Source organism: Nocardiopsis sp. TNDT3 (assembly GCF_003427465.1).
In the GTDB taxonomy this organism is placed as follows: domain Bacteria; phylum Actinomycetota; class Actinomycetes; order Streptosporangiales; family Streptosporangiaceae; genus Nocardiopsis; species Nocardiopsis dassonvillei.
In genome coordinates, this window is sequence record NZ_QPFC01000487.1 from 1 (window position 1) to 2105 (window position 2105).

Annotated in this window: 2 protein-coding genes; one reads left to right on the plus strand and one right to left on the minus strand. The window is 71.4% G+C overall.

Features of this window, described 5'->3' with window-relative positions; genetic code table 11:
• Positions 1–59: 59 nt before the first annotated feature.
• Positions 60–860 (minus strand): fumarylacetoacetate hydrolase family protein, encoded by an 801-nt coding sequence (locus tag DQW06_RS12645; protein WP_013151236.1) that lies wholly within the window; start codon positions 858–860, stop codon positions 60–62.
• Between the two features lie 336 nt (positions 861–1196).
• Between DQW06_RS12645 and DQW06_RS12650 the strand changes: the two genes are divergently transcribed.
• Positions 1197–2009 (plus strand): DUF3152 domain-containing protein, encoded by an 813-nt coding sequence (locus DQW06_RS12650; RefSeq protein ID WP_013151235.1) that lies wholly within the window; start codon positions 1197–1199, stop codon positions 2007–2009.
• Positions 2010–2105 lie beyond the last annotated feature (96 nt).

Here is a 2105-nt window from a genome sequence, read left to right on the forward strand (position 1 = left end):
GCGGCGCGGGCGCCGCCGACCCCTTGGCCCGCGCCGGACCGGCGCGCGGAGCGGGGCCCTCAGTCGCGGGCCACCACGCGGTTGGTGATCGTGCCCAACCGCTCCACCGTGACCGCGACCTCCTGGCCGACCTCGACCGGACCCACCCCGGCGGGGGTTCCGGTGAGGACCACGTCACCGGGGAGCAGCGTCATGAAGGACGTGACGTAGGCGATGATGTCCGGGATGTCGTGGATGAACTGCGACGTGCGCCCGTCCTGGCGCGTCTGGCCGTCCACGGTGGTGGTGACGGCCAGGTCCTGTGCCTCCTCGATGCTCATCCCGGTGGTGATCCAGGGGCCGATGGGGCAGAAGGAGTCGAAACCCTTGGCCCGCGTCCACTGCTTGTCCTTCTTCTGCAGGTCGCGGGCGGTGACGTCGTTGGCGACGGTGTAGCCGAAGATGACGTCCTTGGCGCGCTCGCGCGGCACCTCGCGGCAGGGGCGGGAGATGACGATGGCCAGCTCGCCCTCGTAGTCCACCCGCTCGGAGACGGCGGGGCGGAAGATCGGGTCGCGGGGCCCGGTCACGGCGGTGGAGGGCTTGAGGAAGACGACGGGCTCGTCGGTGGACTCCCCCGTGACGTCCTTCATCTCCGCGACGTGGTCCGCGTAGTTCTTGCCGATGCAGACCACCTTGGTCGGCAGCACCGGCGACAGCAGCCGGACGTCGGAGAGCTTGGCCCGCTCGCCGGTCAGCTGGATGTCGCCGATGAGGGGGTGGCCGCTCAGCCGGGCGACGAACTCCTCCCCGGTGTCGGAATCCTTCTCTACCAGGCCGAACCCGACCTCGTCACCGGACGCGAACCGCGCGATGCGCACCTGATGCCTCCCAGCAGCCCTGTTGTCTCGCTTGCGGTTGAAGGGTATCGGCGCGGCGGGTGGCCGGGAGCGGACGGGACCCGTCCGGGGGGAGTGGAAGGACACATCCGGACCGCGCCGCGGACGGCACCAAAGCACACGGAAGCCGTGAAAGACCGCAGGACGTTGACTCCCTCTCATACCTGCTCTTCCCGGACAATGCCTTGGCCTTTCCTTGGGCCGGATTCTGGCATGCTGGGTCCGTCGTCCGCCGTCGAGAGGCTGGTTCCCGTGCCCACGTCCGCTTCGCCCGGGGGTCGTCCCCGTGCCCGGCACCGCAAGCGCCGCCGGTACCCGATGGGTCTGGCGCTGGGTCTGTGCCTGGTCTCCGGGGCCTCCACCGTGCTCATGGTGAGCGTGCCCGGTTCCGGACCCGACTTCGGAGAGCCCGCCGAGACCTCCGCGACGGGGCCGGTCGGCGACGGGGTCCCCGAGGAGGGCGGCGACCGGCGCACCTCCGCGGAGGACCGGGACTCGGCGGGCGGGGCCGCCGCGCCCGAAGCGGGCTCCTCCGCCGAGCGGGCCGGGGAGGAAGAGGCCCCGCTGCTGCTCCGCTCCGTGGAGGAGGAGGTCGAGAGCGCCGACGGCGAGTTCTCCGTGCTGGAGGGCGAGAGCGACGTCATGGGCGACGGCCCGGTGACCACCTTCGCCGTGGAGGTCGAGAAGGGGCTGCCCGGGGAGTCCGAGGACTTCGCGGCCGCCGTGGAGGAGATCCTGGGCGACCCGCGCAGCTGGGGCGACGACGGGGAGCGCGCGATGCAGCGGGTGGACGGCGACGACGCCGACGTCCGCGTGCTGCTGGCGGCCCCGGACACCGTGGACCGGCTGTGCGCCCCGCTGAACACCGACGGGTACGTGTCCTGCGCGAACGGGAACCGGGCGATCATCAACCAGAACCGCTGGGTGTCGGGCGTCCCCCACTTCGAGGACGACCTGGAGACCTACCGGATCTACCTGATCAACCACGAGGTGGGCCACACCCTGGGCCACGGCCACGTGGACTGCCCCGGCGAGGGGGAGCCGGCCCCGGTGATGCAGCAGCAGACCCTGGGCCTCCAGGGGTGCGAGCCCAACGGCTGGGTCCACCCCGAGAACGGCTCCGGGGACTGAGGGCCCGTCCGGATGCCGTCCGTGCTTTTCCGGCCGACCGCGCACGCCCATTCCATGACTCTGGGTATCGATATGGACACGAAAAGCAATGGAGAG

What these genes read in the sequence shown, in the direction of transcription:
- DQW06_RS12650 (WP_013151235.1), top strand. Translation starts at nt 1,197, where the DNA reads ATGGGTCTGGCGCTGGGTCTGTGCCTGGTCTCCGGGGCCTCCACCGTG.